This is a genomic window from Acinetobacter radioresistens DSM 6976 = NBRC 102413 = CIP 103788, from assembly GCF_006757745.1.
GTDB classification, from domain to species: Bacteria; Pseudomonadota; Gammaproteobacteria; order Pseudomonadales; family Moraxellaceae; genus Acinetobacter; species Acinetobacter radioresistens.
Genome location: NZ_AP019740.1, coordinates 1350935 through 1364429, shown reverse-complemented (window position 1 = coordinate 1364429; position 13495 = coordinate 1350935). Strand labels below are relative to the sequence as shown.

Annotated in this window: 15 protein-coding genes; 3 read left to right on the top strand and 12 right to left on the bottom strand. The window is 40.1% G+C overall.

Annotated features, from left to right (window positions below; all coding sequences use genetic code 11):
* Positions 1-48: 48 nt before the first annotated feature.
* The 5 genes from ACRAD_RS06380 to ACRAD_RS06360 all read right to left on the bottom strand — a co-directional run bounded on the left by ACRAD_RS06380 (position 49) and on the right by ACRAD_RS06360 (position 4660).
* Entirely contained in the window at positions 49-639 is a 591-nt protein-coding gene (locus ACRAD_RS06380; RefSeq protein WP_005014423.1) for a uracil-DNA glycosylase family protein, read from the bottom strand.
* A 186-nt stretch (positions 640-825) separates the two neighbouring features.
* The gene (locus ACRAD_RS06375) at positions 826-1569 is read right to left on the bottom strand and encodes an SDR family oxidoreductase (RefSeq protein ID WP_005025800.1); all 744 of its coding nucleotides are present in this window, start codon (positions 1567-1569) and stop codon (positions 826-828) included.
* 12 nt (positions 1570-1581) lie between these two features.
* Positions 1582-2280: a histidine phosphatase family protein gene (locus ACRAD_RS06370; protein WP_005014429.1), complete on the bottom strand. Its 699-nt coding sequence runs from the start codon at positions 2278-2280 to the stop codon at positions 1582-1584.
* On the bottom strand, positions 2277-3398 hold the full coding sequence (locus ACRAD_RS06365; RefSeq protein ID WP_005014431.1) for a phosphotransferase family protein: 1122 nt from the start codon (positions 3396-3398) through the stop codon (positions 2277-2279). Before ACRAD_RS06365 ends, ACRAD_RS06370 begins: the two co-directional genes overlap by 4 nt.
* A 20-nt stretch (positions 3399-3418) precedes the next feature.
* Positions 3419-4660, bottom strand: coding sequence for an acyl-CoA dehydrogenase family protein (locus ACRAD_RS06360; protein ID WP_005014434.1), 1242 nt, complete (start codon positions 4658-4660; stop codon positions 3419-3421).
* A gap of 91 nt (positions 4661-4751) precedes the next feature.
* Between ACRAD_RS06360 and ACRAD_RS06355 the strand changes: the two genes are divergently transcribed.
* A complete protein-coding gene (locus ACRAD_RS06355) occupies positions 4752-5672 on the top strand; it encodes a LysR family transcriptional regulator (protein ID WP_005025797.1) in 921 nt (306 codons plus the stop codon).
* Here the strand turns inward: ACRAD_RS06355 and ACRAD_RS06350 are convergent.
* The 7 genes from ACRAD_RS06350 to ACRAD_RS06325 form a co-directional block, all read right to left on the bottom strand.
* Positions 5669-7141, bottom strand: coding sequence for an aminotransferase-like domain-containing protein (locus ACRAD_RS06350; RefSeq protein WP_005025795.1), 1473 nt, complete (start codon positions 7139-7141; stop codon positions 5669-5671). The two genes, ACRAD_RS06355 and ACRAD_RS06350, sit on opposite strands and share 4 nt — an antisense overlap.
* A gap of 53 nt (positions 7142-7194) precedes the next feature.
* Complete coding sequence (locus ACRAD_RS16435; RefSeq protein ID WP_005014443.1) at positions 7195-7344, bottom strand: hypothetical protein; 150 nt, start codon at positions 7342-7344, stop codon at positions 7195-7197.
* Positions 7337-8149 (bottom strand): hypothetical protein, encoded by an 813-nt coding sequence (locus tag ACRAD_RS06345; protein ID WP_005025792.1) that lies wholly within the window; start codon positions 8147-8149, stop codon positions 7337-7339. Before ACRAD_RS06345 ends, ACRAD_RS16435 begins: the two co-directional genes overlap by 8 nt.
* 138 nt (positions 8150-8287) lie before the next feature.
* Positions 8288-8395 carry a hypothetical protein gene (locus tag ACRAD_RS06340; protein WP_005014449.1) on the bottom strand — a complete coding sequence of 36 codons (108 nt, stop codon included), beginning with the start codon at positions 8393-8395 and terminating at the stop codon, positions 8288-8290.
* Positions 8396-8411: 16 nt separating this feature from the next.
* Positions 8412-9416, bottom strand: a complete 1005-nt coding sequence (cydB, locus tag ACRAD_RS06335; RefSeq protein WP_005025790.1) for a cytochrome d ubiquinol oxidase subunit II — start codon at positions 9414-9416, stop codon at positions 8412-8414.
* Positions 9409-10854, bottom strand: a complete 1446-nt coding sequence (locus ACRAD_RS06330) for a cytochrome ubiquinol oxidase subunit I (RefSeq protein WP_005014452.1) — start codon at positions 10852-10854, stop codon at positions 9409-9411. The genes cydB and ACRAD_RS06330 overlap by 8 nt, the downstream gene beginning before the upstream one ends.
* Positions 10855-11137: 283 nt before the next feature.
* The gene (locus ACRAD_RS06325; RefSeq protein ID WP_005025787.1) at positions 11138-11572 is read right to left on the bottom strand and encodes a hypothetical protein; all 435 of its coding nucleotides are present in this window, start codon (positions 11570-11572) and stop codon (positions 11138-11140) included.
* Between the two features lie 268 nt (positions 11573-11840).
* Between ACRAD_RS06325 and ACRAD_RS06320 the strand changes: the two genes are divergently transcribed.
* On the top strand, positions 11841-12278 hold the full coding sequence (locus ACRAD_RS06320; protein ID WP_005025784.1) for a MarR family winged helix-turn-helix transcriptional regulator: 438 nt from the start codon (positions 11841-11843) through the stop codon (positions 12276-12278).
* Complete coding sequence (locus ACRAD_RS06315; RefSeq protein WP_005025782.1) at positions 12275-13477, top strand: MFS transporter; 1203 nt, start codon at positions 12275-12277, stop codon at positions 13475-13477. The genes ACRAD_RS06320 and ACRAD_RS06315 overlap by 4 nt, the downstream gene beginning before the upstream one ends.
* Positions 13478-13495 lie beyond the last annotated feature (18 nt).

Genomic DNA, 13495 nt, shown 5'->3' with positions numbered 1-13495 from the left:
ATATAGGCCGCTTTTTTAATATGGATCCTTTTGAAATGATCATATTCATTAAATCAGGCCAATTTCCTGAAAAAAGTTCCCATATAATTCTGCTTTTTTTTCAAGTGCTAATGGATATGCACGTGATGAAGATGGCATACGGTATAGATTCAGGTCTCTGCCCATAAAATGGGTATGGCTCGGCATGGCAATAGTGGGTTTTTCAGTTCCTTCAGGTAAAAGGGAAATTAGTGTTTCTGTTGCTTTATCTCCTGTGGTCATTAGAGTATGACATTCAGGAATCGGCATAAGCAGCTCTTCAAGCTTGACTGTAGTCACGATTTGCAAGAATTTATCTGAAGCATTGCCCTTTAGACGAATTACTTTTTCCGCAACATCATAAATGGCTATACCTTTATCTACCAGAAACTCACAAATTAAAGTTTCATTAAAGCTTTTTTTATCAATATCAAGAAAATAGTTTTTATTTTCAAAAAAAATAAGACCGAAGATTCGCCACATATCATTTTGAAAGTTCGGATAGTAAAACTCCATTTTCCAGCGCTCACGCGATGGTGGAAAACTTCCTAACATCAACAGCTTTGCATTTTCTGGTAAAAAAGGTGTAAAAGGATGAGTTTCAATCTGGTTTTCAAGCATACTGACTAATTTCCTGAATCACGTGTGCACTTTGATTTTTTGGTTTTCAAAATCTAATCTTTATAAAAATTACTTTAGTTTCAGATATAGTTCCATGCATACTTTGTTCAGGCTGTTAATTTCGGTAAACAGTACCTACATTTCTTTTTAATTCTGTTCAAAAAAAGACTCCGGAGAGTCTTGGTACTAGCTAAGTTTATTCACCAGTTTTAAAGGCAATATCTTCATTGCGATACCCATGGGTAACCATGGCCATTTTGGAACATAAGCTTTAACGGGCTCTCTTTCAATGGCTTCGACGAGTGCTTTGCTACCGGTTTTTTCATCCACTTCAAATGGAAGTTTTTTAGCCCCTTCATTCAGTTCGGTTCGAATATAACCAGGGAAAATTGTTGAAACCTTGATGGGAGTATTTAAAAGTTCAGCACGGATTCCTTCTGCCAGATGCGCTACAGCCGCTTTACTGGCAGCATAGGTAGAAAGGTGCTTTGGCAAGCCACGCATAGCACTCATGGATGAGATTACGACAAGATGACCGGCATTTTGTGCACGGAAAATTTCCACAGCTGCTTCACACTGGGCTAAAGCAGAAATAAAGTTAGTTTCTGCTGTAGCACGGTTAACTTCAAAATTTCCCTTACCAATACGGCGGCCTTCACCCACTCCTGCATTTACAATAATTCGATCAATTTTTCCGAACTCTTGCTTAAACGCCTTAAATACTTCAAAAACTTCATTGTAATGCGTTACATCCAGAGTTTTTGCAATAACTCTAATACCGTATTGAACCTCCAGCTCCTGCTTCAGCTGCTCCAAGCGCTCCATCCGTCGCGCACAAATTGCGAGATTATAGCCTTTTTGTGCAAATTCGCGTGCCATACCCGCGCCTAACCCAGAACTGGCGCCAGTAATTAAGATTGTTTTAGCCATGGTTTATTCCTTTTATATCCATGTAAGTAATTCAGGGTGAGTAGCCTTGATAAAATGATGTTCATTTAGGCTGAGCAATTGTGGCTCATTACCTACCAGACGCATAGTAGTTAGACTGGTATTGGCGATTGCCCAGTTAAGCGCAAAAGTCCGGTCAGGATTAAGCTCCAGAAGTTTGCCGACTGCTACCGATATAACCCCTCCTGAAGTGAAAACAATTGCATAACGTGGTTTAGATTTTTCTAGCTCATTACACAGGTTTACGAGTGCTGTTTCTACACGTTGCTTGAAGTGAGGCCATGATTCATCATATTCATGATGATAATCACCTCCTGTCCAACGCTGAATGGCACCTTCGAAGATTTTAGCCAGGTAAGCGCGTGGATTGCTTTCTTTGGCAACATCCTGCTTGAGCAGTGCAGGCTCATTAAAACGGGGTTCATAGCGAGAGAAAACCTGCTGATGGTTAAACTCATTCCATTCGCTCAATGTCTGGACCGGAACTTCAGGAAAGTATTCTGCAAGTGCCAGTTGAGCGGTCTGCTGATGACGCCGCATGCTTCCTGCTACTACATAAGGTTCATCTTTTAGAATCTTATTGAAGTACTGACCTAGAAGTTTAGCCTGCAGTTCTCCATTAGGAGATAGCTGGTCATAACTAGTGGCGCCAAACGAAGCCTGACCATGTCTAACCAGATATATTGTAGTCATTTTTTCAGGATCTCCTGCAACTTATGTACATATTTCTGGGCCAGCGGGTTTTCATGAATTTTCTGCTGAGCAATCAGTTTCAATGCACGTACATGCAAGGCCTGAATTATGATCCAGAAGTTTTTAAAGGCTGGATTTCGAGTTTGCCTATGAAAATAACGATAATAAATCTGTTGGGCAATGACCGCTAAACGAAAAATACCGAATACCTCATAAAAGGTCCAGTTATCAGGTTTCAGGCCAGTTTTATCCAGATAATATTCAACCACTTGTTTGCGGCTAAACATACCCGGTAAATGAGTTGGTTGACGTCGGGTAGAACGGAAGATCATATTATCAGTTGGTTCTACCCAGTAAGCCAAGGCGCTGCCCAGATCCATTAATGGATCACCCAAGGTGGCCATTTCCCAGTCTAAAACACCAATAACTTGTGTGGGCTGCTGCGGACTCAACACTACATTGTCAAAACGCCAGTCGTTATGAATTAAGCAGGTCTCTGAATCCTCTGGTATGTTATCCAGCAGCCATTTTCGGACATACTTAAAAGAAGGTACATTGATGGTTCTGGCCTTTTCATAGCGTTTGTCCCAACCTTCTACCTGACGCCGGCAATAGCCTTCGCCTTTACCAAGTTTTTCCAGCTCAGTTCCCTGATAAGGTACTTGATGTAATTCAATGAGCTTATCAATGACATTAATACATAGCTCATGTACTTGTGCTTCACCCAACTGAAGCTCTGGCGGCAGTTTGGCACGTGGAATAATTCCCTCTATACGCTTCATCACATAAAAGTCGCAACCGATGACAGACTCATCCTCACAAAGGGCGACCATTTGTGGTACTACCGGATAATAAGGTGCCAGATTTTTCTGTACTGTATATTCACGAACCATATCATGTGCAGATTTGGCTTTAGTCCCTTTAGGTGGACGACGTAGTATCAGATCCAGATTTTCATAGTTCAAGCGGTAAGTCCAATTTGAAGCCCCTCCCGAATACTGAGTTACTTCAACCTTACCCTGCAGATCAATACCCTGCTGTTTTAGCCATTGTTCTACAGCTTCAATATCTAGTTCTTCGCCTTTTTTGATCTGTCCACCAACATCAATTACCGTCATTTATTCTATTCCTGGAATTTTTAAGCTTTTCTTCGGGTACTATAACCACGTTTTGCCAGTTCTAGTTTGGCGATCATACCCTTATGTACTTCATCAGGGCCATCTGCCAGACGCAGACTGCGTGCCTGTGCAAAGAAACCTGTTAATACCGTATCACGTGACATACCAGCGCCACCGTGAATCTGGATAGCCATATCTACAACTTTCTCAAGTACACTAGGCGCCACCACTTTAATTGCAGAAATCTCCGTTAAAGCTGCCATATTTCCTAAAGTATCCATTTTATAGGCAGCATACAAGGTTAAAAGTCGGGCCTGATCAATGGCTACACGTGCTTCTGCAACCCGCTCGAGATTGCCTCCCAGTTTTAGAATTTCCTTACCAAATGCAGTTCTGGACATACCACGCTCAATCATTAAATCTAATGATTTTTCCGCAGCTCCAATACATCGCATGCAATGATGTATACGGCCTGGTCCCAAACGTCCCTGGGCAATTTCAAACCCTTGACCTGCCCCGCCAATAAAATGACTGAGTGGTACTCGTACATTATTAAAGCTGATTTCACCATGTCCATGCGGAGCATCATAATCACCAAAAACAGGTAACATACGCTCAATAGTCACGCCTGCTGTATCAATGGGTACTAAAACCATAGAATGCTGGTGATGCCGGTCTTTACTCTCATCTGGCGTATGGGCCATAAAAATAATAACTTTAGCATTTGGATCCCCTAAACCTGATGACCACCATTTACGGCCATTAAGTACAATCTCATCACCTTCAATGACTGCTGTTGCCTGCATATTGGTAGCATCACTAGAAGCCACAGCAGGTTCAGTCATACAAAATACTGACCGGATTTCGCCTGCCAGCAATGGACTGAGCCACTGCTGCTTTTGCTCTTCACTACCATAACGCCAGAGTAGCTCCATGTTGCCACTATCTGGCGCATTACAGTTAAATACAGTAGGCGCCAGCAGACTACGGCCGGTCAGTTCAGCTATATGAGCATACTCCTGTACAGAAAGCCCTGCACCAAGCTCAGCATCTGGTAAAAACATATTCCACAGGCCAGCAGCCTTAGCTTTTTCTTTTAATACCGTCAACTGTTCAGGCCATTGCCAGCTCTTCCAGTTTCCATCGGGATTAAGTTGATGTACTTCTTCCCAGAACACTTTTTCTACAGGTTCAATTTCTGTTTCTATAAATTTACGGGTACGTTGAACAAAATCTTGTGCACGTGAAGAGAGCTCAAACATTTTTTATCCTTAGAAATCATCTTATTTTCTATTTACATTACCATAGCCCAAACCTTAATATGAACCAAATGATTTTATTCAATACTTAAATATGCATGAAATTCATAAAGAAAACTATCTCGACATTGCCATTTTTCATCATATTGATATCAACTTATATCCTCTTTTCATTGCAGTTTATGAGCAAAAAAGTATCTCCAAGGCAGCCCAAGTTCTATGCATCAGCCAGTCTGCAGCAAGCCATGCCTTGCAACGGTTACGATTACATTTAAAAAATGAACTGTTTATACGTAGCGGAGCGAGGATGCGGCCTACTCCTTTTGCCGAACAAATCTATTTACCTGTCAAACATGCCTTACTGGTGCTTCAGGGAATTTCAGTCCTTCAGCATCAAAATTTTGATGTCGGCATGGTTCACAATTTAAAGATCGCTATTCACGATGAAATCGAGCCATTAATTTTCCCCAAACTGATTCATCATTTTCAGAAGCTGAACAGTGATATTGAATTTTTGAGCAGTAAACTTGACCGAAAAATGATTATTAGTGATCTTGCTACACAACAAACTGATTTTGTCATTGATCTCGAACAGGATTTTGGACAAAAACTTTGCAATAAAAGGCTGGTTGAAGACCGCTTTGTAGTGTGTACACAGCTACCTGAAATGTCTAAAGAGTTATACTTTTCGGCCCAGCATATTGGTGTGTCATCACGGCGTAGTGGTGTATTGCTGGAAGATATTTATTTAAACCGTCAGGAACTGGTCCGTAAAATTTTTCTGCGCTGCCAGCATTATTCTACTGCCTTACAGGTTTTGGAACAGAGTGATCAGTTCATATTAACTATTCCAAAAAATATATTAGACAATCTTCACTACTCAAAACAGGTGCAGGTATATGAGTTACCTTTTGAACTGCCAGCCTTAAATCTGGCAATGTATTGGCATAAAGATCTAGATAAAAATATAAGACATCAGTTTTTAAGGAATGAAATTTTTAATCTGTTTTCCTAGGGAACAATAATATTATTCACTCGCTTCAGTTCTGTCGTAATCAGGCCATGCAGTTGCAGCATACATGACTTAATTTCTGTCGGGTTCAGTGAGCTGAATCCCAGTACAAACCCATAGCTCGGATGCTGTGCATAAAACTGACTTAAACGAGTCAAACTAATATTCTTGAGTGCTGCCGCCTGGACAAGACTTTCCTCAAGTTCATCAGGTAAATTTTCTTTAAAGTAACAGGCAACCTGCATTGCAGGCGAATTCTCATGGATAAAACAAAATTCACTTAAATACTGATGAAAATAAAAAATAAAGGCTTCATAACGCTCGTGATAGATCCGCTGCATTTGAGTAAGGTATTCAGCGTAATAACCCCGCTGCATAAATTTCCCAAGAATGGTTTGAAAATACTGGGAAGGTGCACTGCCATCTATATAGTTCCGATAACGAGTAAAGGCATCTACCAGTGCACTGGGCAAAATCATGTAAGACATACGCAGGCTTGGTAATATATATTTGCTAAAAGACCCGATATAAATAGTGCGCTGACAGGAATCCAGACCCAGTATTGCATCATTTTCAGATCTATTTAAAAGTAGGGCATCATAATCATCTTCAATAATAAAACTATTCTGCTGCCGGGCGTATGCCACAATTTCTTTTTTGCGCTGCATACTCATTTGTATTCCAGTGGGATACTGGCTTGCCGGTGTCACATAAATAGCTTTAATATCAGTTAAATGATGGCACCGCTCAATCATTAAACCTTGGGCATCAATATCACAATAGTGTATATTTAGCCCCATCATTTTAAAAAGATGACTGGCATTGGAATAGTAAGGATTTTCCATGATCACCCGGTCATTAGGGTGAAATAATACTCGTCCGCATAAATATAATGCCTGCTGTGTACTATTTACGATCAGTATATTTTCTGGTTGTACCCGGCTATGACGCTGTGTATTAACCAGATTGGCGATTTCCTGTCTGAGTAATGGAAGACCTTGAGTATTATCTTTTAAAAAGATATTTAATCCGTTCTGCTCTAAAGCCAGTTTTTCGGTGTCATACCATTTTTTAAACGGAAAATTTCGTACCTCTGGCATACCATCTGCGAAAAAATCCAGATTTTGGTCAAAAAATAGAGTCTCCAGTTGAATCAATTGTTCAGGCAAGCTGAAGTTGCTTTCTTCCTGAATAGTACGTGGAATTTGAGAAGGAATACTAAAAGTCCCTTTACCCTTGACCCGATATACCAGCTTTTCGTTTTCTAAAAGTTCGTACGCTTTTTCAATAGTATCCCGTAAAATCCCCAAACTTTCAGAAAGGAAGCGGCTAGAGGGAAACTTAAATTCCTGAATATAATCTGATTCTTGTAAAAAATTCTTAATGACCTGAAAGACTTTAAGAGTAAGCTGCCTTTCGGAGCTATGTTTGAGCCCATTTTTAACGCGCTGGAGAAACTCATTATTATTCATTAGTCACCTGAAACAAGCCCCAGATTTACTGAGGCTACTATTTTATAATGCTATCACTGATTCGCCATTTTTTTCTGATATGAAGGCATATATTCCGGTTCCTGAGTAACAGCCAGATAAAAGAATCCTAAAAACATACAGCCAAGTAAAATACTGATCAGTACTGTAATAATAGGAAACTTGGAGGAGGATTTTTTAGACATAAGAGGCTCTCTTGGTTAATTCGGTTTTATGTTTAAAAATAGTGTCTATAAATTCTTCATAAACAGATATTTTTTCCAGAATATGTTCGCTATATAGTAGGTCTTGAATAAGCTTTAAATTATTATTAATACTTAGGCTATTATTTAAGGTACTAAGTAATTCTGCATTGGTCTCAGCAATGAGCTCACATATTTCTGCCGCCGACTGAGTTTTTTTCTTACCTAATAAGCCAGCTAAGCTTGACCTGGTTATTTGCAGTTTACTACTAGAAAACGGCAGATAGATAATCTTCGCATGCAGAGATTGCTCTAACATTTTCAGATTTTTATCATCGTAATTTTGAAGGTCAATAAAAATCAGCTGTCTAAGTTTCGGATCAAGAAAAGCTCTTAATAGGCTGTATAGCTTGGTTTGCACACTGTTTAACTGCTGTGGTGCTATCTGAATAAAAAGTCCCATTTCATCCAGAGATTTTTCTTGTTTTATAAAATGAAGATTATCTATATTTAAATAATGACCTAACCATAACTCGGAGCTTACAGGTAAATAACAACTTGTCTTGTACTGGAGAACAGCAAGAATAAATGGAGAAAAAAGATAAGCTATATTTTCCTGCTTATTTTCAATTTGGGCTATATGTACATATTCACAAGATTCAGGAAAATTCTGGCGCTGATAGATAGCATAGCCTAAACTCTGCTCCATCATCTGGCCAGAAGTGGTATTAAAAAAAGGAAGTACAGTATCAAGATCGGAAGCTGTAGCTTGAAACGTCTGAAGAATTCGGTCAAGCAAAGGAGTCATACTTATTCCAAAAATATCGGCCTTAAATATTACTGCTTCACTATAGAGAAGACTGCTGGGAAAGTGGTCTGAAGCACTAAATGGAAGTGGTCTGTTTTAAACAGACCACTTTTTAATACCATACTGCCAACTGTACAATTAATAGGCAAGCTGTATTAAGACACGAAATAGACCGGCCACTAAAACCAGACTGAAAAATCCCGCCAGCCATAACACTGCAAACCACTGCTTTTCTGAAAGCTTCATTATAACCTCCTTCTAGTTAGTGGTAGCCTTCATCTCCTACCCGAACTTTATGGCGGAATACCCAATATGCCAAGCCGGTATAAGCCAGAATAATCGGAATAAGAATTACAGCGCCCACCAATGTAAACAGCTGGCTGCTATGTGGGGCTGCTGCCTGCCAGATCGTTACGTCATAAGGAATAATGTAAGGCCATAGACTGATCAGGAAGCCAGTGAAAGCCAGAAAAACCAGCGCTAGAGTAAAAATAAATGGCTTATGTTCATTTTGTTTCTTGACAGCACGTAAAGCAAGAACTGTGAAGATTACTACAAGAATTGGTACCGGACTGAAGTAGGTTAAATACGGCTGAGTAAACCAGCGCTCTGCTATAAGTGGCTGAGCAAAAGGTGTATATAAACTAATAGCTGCAAAGATAACCAGTAAAGCGATTAGCATTTTTGGCATTAAATGAAACATTTTCTGCTGTAGATCATGATCAGTTTTCATAATGAGCCAACCGCAGCCCAGAGTTGCGTACATTACGACCACACCTACTCCAGTGAACAGAGAAAATGGCGTTAGCCAGTCTAATGCACCACCTATATATCGGCCATCTGCAATTTTAATTCCCTGAATGTACGCACCCAAGATCACACCCTGGAAAAAACTTGACAGCAAAGAGCCTAAAATGAATGATTTGTCCCAAAAATGTTTTGTCCGGTTAGCTTTAAAGCGAAACTCGAATGCCACTCCGCGAAAAACCAAAAACACAACCATCAAAATTATGGGCATATATAATGCAGACAGCACGGCGGAATAGACTATTGGAAATGCTGCGAATAACCCGGCACCACCGAGCACCATCCAGGTTTCATTGCCATCCCAAACGGGAGCTACGGTATTCATCATTACATCGCGTTCCTGTTCCCCTTGAATAAAGGGAAACATGATACCAATGCCCAGATCGAATCCATCCATTACTACATACATCAATACACCCAAGCCAATAATGGCTACCCAGATCAGAGATAAATCAATCATGATGTTTCTCCTTTGTATCTTGATCGGTTGTGTCTGTTTTTTCAGTAGCCGCACTAAGTGGGCGCATTGGTGTTTTAAAATGACCCGGTCCGCCATGATCGACAGGATCTGCATGAACAAATTCCGGACCTTTATGCATCAGACGCAGCATATAATAAATGCCGATTCCAAATACCACCGTATAAACCACTACAAAAATGATTAGTGTCAGACCCACTTGACTTGCCGGTACAGGCGACAAGCCATCTGCAGTCCGCATAACGCCATATACTACCCAAGGCTGACGCCCTACTTCTGTTGTAAACCAGCCAGCAAGCAGCGCTATAAATCCCGCCGGTCCCATTACTAAAGCAAAATATTGTAGCCCTCTATTTTCATATAAACGACCACCTTTACGTAGCAGTAGCCCTCCTAAAGCCAGTAACAGCATTAATATGCCCAGACCGACCATAATCCGGAAACTCCAAAATACAATCAGAGAATTTGGACGATCTTCTGGAGCAAAATCCTTGAGGCCTTTTACGGTACCATCCATACTGTGAGTCAGGATTAAGCTACCTAGGTTGGGAATACCGACCGCATATTTGGTTTCTTCTGCTGCCATGTCTGGAATACCGAACAGGTAAAGTGGCATGCCTTCATTATGGTTGGTTTCCCAATGTCCTTCCATTGCGGCAATCTTTGCTGGCTGATGCTTCAAAGTATTCAGACCGTGCATATCGCCAATGAAAATCTGTAATGGGGCAAGCACCAGCAACATCCAGAGTGCCATAGAGAAAGAAGTTTTTACCATAGCATCGCGACGGCCCTTTAACAGATGCCATGCTGCAGTTGCACAGACCAGTAAAGCTGAGACCAGAAAAGCTGCCATTCCCATATGGAATAAACGGTATGGAAATGAGGGGTTAAATATAATCGCTAGCCAGTCTTGCGGTACAATGATGCCATTTTCAATAGCATAGCCCGCAGGTGTCTGCATCCAGCTATTGGAAGACAGAATCCAGAACATTGAGATACAGGTACCTAGAGCGACCATAAGAGTGGCAAAGAAATGGGCTTTAGGACCAACCCTGCCCCAGCCAAACAACATAATACCCAAGAAACCAGCTTCAAGGAAAAATGCGGTTAACACTTCATAGGTCAGCAATGGCCCGGTGACACCACCTGCAAAACGTGAGAATTCACTCCAGTTGGTACCAAATTGATAACTCATTACGATACCGGACACTACGCCCATACCGAATGCTACAGCAAAAATCTTAATCCAGAACTTGTAAAGATCTTGAAAAATTGGATTTCGGGTTCTCAACCATCTCCATTCGAGTACAGCAAGAAAGCTTGCCAGCCCAATGGTAATTGAGGGGAAAATGATATGAAAAGAAACCGTAAAGGCAAATTGTATTCGTGCAAGCTCAAGCGCTGTTAAACCTAAGTCCATTACTTCACCTATATTATTCTACAGAGCACTGTATTGTTATTGTTAAGCACAAGTTGAGGTTGGAGCTTAAAGAAGCTTATCAATTCACAGTACTGAGATTGTTCAAAAGAAGCATGTGGCTTTATGTTTTGTTTTGTACGCAAGATATTGGTAATAATCCATGCGATAGATTTAACTTGCCGTACTGTATCGTCTGAAGATAGTAATAACATAACTATTCTCTTTCTAAATTTAGATAAAACTGGTCTAGAGTAATGATTACCCTAAAGTTTAAGTTAATGATTTAGACAGGAATATATAAAGGAGGCGCTCGTCCCTGCGGAAGCAGGAACAGTCTTTGCAGACTAAAATAGATATGCCGAAATAATTGTTCAAGTGTAATGAGACGAATCTGTATACGAATCAGGATTTCTTTAAAATCTAAATAAGGGGGAAGAACTAGATTTCCATAGACTGTACAGTACTGGCATTGATGATTAGGATCATGGTGACTGCTGTCATGATCATAAACTGAGGAATCAGAGAGAAACCGGTGCTGTGATGTGTCATCCAAAGAAAAATACAGCTCATGCTGGTGCGGAGGCGCAAGTAATACATGAGTAATTTTCTCACAGACTGGCGCAACCTGATATCGCTGCGGTAATAATGGCTGCAAGAATACTGCAATCTGTAAACATACTGTTGCCAAGGCCAGCAACAATCCAGCACGTAATAGCAAAGCTTAATCTCGACCTGAACGGGTTTCCGATTGATAAGCTAAAGCATGAAAAACATTGAAAAATAATTCCAACTTTTTGTGTATGCTTTCACTCTTTCCTTACTATAGTTTATAAAAACATATTTTAAAAGTGGCCTGAGTTAAAAACTTAATGTGGTCTGTTTTTAATACCTTTCCAAACACAACTTATAACAGATATGTAGTAGGACCTTGATTCTTACTGAACTCGGAACTATATTATCAGATTTTAGTTACCCTAGTTAACTATATGTCTAATCTTCCTACTTTTCGTTCTGCACTTCTGGTTTCGGCTAGATTGATGAGTGATCAGATTAATACCATTCTTGAACCTTACAGCTTGAATTATTCATTATGGCAGGTACTACATACCATTCACTTTAAACATTCATGTACCTCAATTGATATTGCTGAATATTTAAATATCTCCAAGCCTGCTGTTGCAAAGCGAATACATATATTGATAGAGCTTGAGCTTCTGGAGCAAATTGATACAGAAGATAAACGGCAAAAAATGCTAACTTTATCTTCAAAAGGCTTATCCCTGTTTGAACAATGCAGCAGTTGTATTGATCAATTTGAATATTCATTAATTCGGCACATTGAACCAGAACAACTGGCCCTTGTAAGAGCCACGTTGGAATTAGTGTTGAAGCAACTTCAAGACTCCAAAAGAGGTGCAATATGAAAGACAGTGCTCCCTTATGGACCCGAAATTTTATTCTGGCCAGTGCTATTAACTTTCAGCTTATTCTGGTTTTCTATCTTCTAATAGTGGTTATTGTAGGTTATGCAGTCGCTGAACTAGGTGCTTCCACCGCACAGGCAGGTCTGATTTCTGGTCTTTATATTGTAGGAACCTTATTTGGGCGCCTGCTGATTGGAAAATTTTTATCTCGATTTGGACACAGGCTTACTTTGCTTACTGGCCTGAGTGGATTTTTCCTGTTTTCTGGCCTTTATTTTATAGAATATGGTATTGGCTTTTTACTATTTGTACGTGCTATTCATGGTTTCACAATGGGTGTAGCTTCTACTGTTCTAGGAACCCTGATTGCACAGATTTTACCAGTGTCTCGCCGTGGTGAAGGTATTGGTTATTATAGTATGAGCAGCACCTTGGGCACTGCTATCGGACCATTTCTAGGAATCTGGCTTAGTTTAAATTTTGATTATAATGTAATTTTTATATTCTCAAGCATAATTGCATTCTGCTGCCTGTTTACTGCTCTAGGTATAAAAATGCCCAACTTAGTAAGCAGACAGGAAACAGCAACAGCTCCACCTCCAAAATCTAGCTGGATTACACAGTTTATTGAGCCGCGTGCTGTGCCGATTGCCATTATTGTACTATTAACATCAGTCTGCTATTCAGGTGTTCTTTCCTTTATTAATTTTTATGCAAAAAGTTTAGATCTGGCTAAGGCGGCTTCTATTTTTTTCCTGATGTATGCATTAGCGATACTATTTTCTCGTCCTTTTACTGGCCCTTTAATGGACCGAAGAGGTGAAAATATCATCATGTATCCGGCTATTTTAATTTTAGCATTCGGCTTGTTCTTGCTGAGCCAAGTTCAAACTGCAAGTATGCTGCTAATTTGTGCGGTTTTACTAGGATTAGGTTTTGGAAATATTCAGTCAGTGTGTCAGACCATTGCTGTTAAAAGTACCAGTTTAGACCGCATGGGGCTTGCTACCTCAACCTTTTTCATTTTTCTGGATGCAGGGTTGGGATTTGGGCCTTATATACTCGGAAAATTACTGGAATATATAAACTACTCGCAGTTATATTTTATAAGTAGTCTTCTGGCCCTTATTTGTGTTGTCCTATATTATCTGCTGCATGATCGCAAGGTACGCGCACCATTTAAAACAGTAAACTTATAGAATATTTTTCTATTCTGA

What these genes read in the sequence shown, in the direction of transcription:
- ACRAD_RS06330 (WP_005014452.1), bottom strand. Translation starts at nt 10,854, where the DNA reads ATGGACTTAGGTTTAACAGCGCTTGAGCTTGCACGAATACAATTTGCC.
- ACRAD_RS06355 (WP_005025797.1), top strand. Translation starts at nt 4,752, where the DNA reads ATGCATGAAATTCATAAAGAAAACTATCTCGACATTGCCATTTTTCAT.
- cydB (WP_005025790.1), bottom strand. Translation starts at nt 9,416, where the DNA reads ATGATTGATTTATCTCTGATCTGGGTAGCCATTATTGGCTTGGGTGTA.
- ACRAD_RS06365 (WP_005014431.1), bottom strand. Translation starts at nt 3,398, where the DNA reads ATGACGGTAATTGATGTTGGTGGACAGATCAAAAAAGGCGAAGAACTA.
- ACRAD_RS06320 (WP_005025784.1), top strand. Translation starts at nt 11,841, where the DNA reads ATGTCTAATCTTCCTACTTTTCGTTCTGCACTTCTGGTTTCGGCTAGA.
- ACRAD_RS06350 (WP_005025795.1), bottom strand. Translation starts at nt 7,141, where the DNA reads ATGAATAATAATGAGTTTCTCCAGCGCGTTAAAAATGGGCTCAAACAT.
- ACRAD_RS06380 (WP_005014423.1), bottom strand. Translation starts at nt 639, where the DNA reads ATGCTTGAAAACCAGATTGAAACTCATCCTTTTACACCTTTTTTACCA.
- ACRAD_RS06370 (WP_005014429.1), bottom strand. Translation starts at nt 2,280, where the DNA reads ATGACTACAATATATCTGGTTAGACATGGTCAGGCTTCGTTTGGCGCC.
- ACRAD_RS06345 (WP_005025792.1), bottom strand. Translation starts at nt 8,149, where the DNA reads ATGACTCCTTTGCTTGACCGAATTCTTCAGACGTTTCAAGCTACAGCT.
- ACRAD_RS06315 (WP_005025782.1), top strand. Translation starts at nt 12,275, where the DNA reads ATGAAAGACAGTGCTCCCTTATGGACCCGAAATTTTATTCTGGCCAGT.
- ACRAD_RS16435 (WP_005014443.1), bottom strand. Translation starts at nt 7,344, where the DNA reads ATGTCTAAAAAATCCTCCTCCAAGTTTCCTATTATTACAGTACTGATC.
- ACRAD_RS06360 (WP_005014434.1), bottom strand. Translation starts at nt 4,660, where the DNA reads ATGTTTGAGCTCTCTTCACGTGCACAAGATTTTGTTCAACGTACCCGT.
- ACRAD_RS06375 (WP_005025800.1), bottom strand. Translation starts at nt 1,569, where the DNA reads ATGGCTAAAACAATCTTAATTACTGGCGCCAGTTCTGGGTTAGGCGCG.
- ACRAD_RS06340 (WP_005014449.1), bottom strand. Translation starts at nt 8,395, where the DNA reads ATGAAGCTTTCAGAAAAGCAGTGGTTTGCAGTGTTATGGCTGGCGGGA.